We start from the raw sequence: 1,231 nt of genomic DNA, 5'->3' as shown, positions 1-1,231 counted from the left end.
GTGGAGGGGCCGCGGGACCTGGCGGAAGACATGGCCGAGGTGCTGCGGGGCCTGGCGGTGAAGGGGGCACGGGCCCAGGCGTCCGAAGCGTCGGCGGATGAAATGCCGGAGGCGGAGCGGCACTTGGCGGTGGAGAGGTCGTGGCGTCTGTCGGGCGAAACAGCGGAGCCGCAGCTGCACCCGGGAGCGGAGGTATCGCACGGCGTGGCGGAAGGAACGGCGGAGGTGCTGCGGGGGCCGGAGGCGTCGCAGGGCCCGGCGGATGAAATGCCGGAGGCGGAGCGGCACTTGGCGGGGGAGGAGCGCCCGGCGGACGTAGTACGGCGGGCGTTGCAGGCGGCCCGTGGACGTGGGGGCCAAGGGGTGGACGCGGAGGTCGCCAGGCCCCCGGAGTCTTCTCGCACACCCGGGTCTCTTCACGCACCGGGCGCGGACCGTAAGGCAGTTGACAAGGCGTCCGAGCCCCAGGCCCGGCCGGGGGACGCGGCACGCGCGGCGCTGCGACGGGCCGTCGCTGAGCGGCGCGCTGTCGGCGCCTCGGGGGAAGATGCCCACGCGCCGGGTGACGGTCCGGCCCAGGACGCGGGAGCGAGTAGCCCGGGAGGTAGCGCCGGAGAAGGAACAGCGGACCGGCTGCGAGACCCGGTGCGGTCCGAGGCTGGCGTTCGGGACGCGGGAGTTGGCGAAACCGGTGAAGGTGAGACAGGGCGGTCCGGGGACGCGAGGGGGGACGAGTCGGCCGGCCTTCCGAACGCGACCACCCTTCAGGGCTCAGAGACCGTTCAGAAGCCTGCGACCGTCGCGGACCGCGGTTCGACGCGGCCCGCGGATGCCGCGCGTGAGGCGTTGCGGGCGGCCCGTGGTGCGGCGCGGAAGGCTCGTGAGGACGTAGGAACCGGGGGAGCGGAGTCGGTACCTCGGCCGGTGTCCCGGGCGAGCGGCGGTTCCAGGGCCGAGGGGCGAAGTGGTGTGCGTGGGCGTGCCGGCGAGGCCGGGGCCCGTGACCTACGGGACTTCCTCGCGGGAGCCTTTCGGTTGCCGGCCGATGTAACGGAGTCGGCCGATGAGACGTCCTCCGCCGAGGAGACCGCACCGGACAACGACCGTTCGACACCGGGGAGTTCACACTCCAAGGCGTTCACCCCGACGTCCGATCACACCTCGGAGACCTCTGTCCGCACACTCGACCGGACCGAACCCCCATCACCCTCATCACTCATCGCCCTCGCCC

General features: G+C 73.2%; 1 protein-coding gene. It reads left to right on the top strand.

Annotation, left to right across the window (positions count from 1 at the left end; genetic code table 11):
* Window positions 1-1,035: 1,035 nt before the first annotated feature.
* On the top strand, window positions 1,036-1,231 hold a 196-nt coding region (locus AC31A1_RS51640; RefSeq protein ID WP_489659948.1), incomplete at its 3' end, for a hypothetical protein.

This window comes from Streptomyces sp. P5F9 (assembly GCF_057961495.1).
The sequence above is the reverse complement of the archived record's forward strand: the minus strand, read 5'-3'. Positions and strand labels throughout refer to the sequence as shown.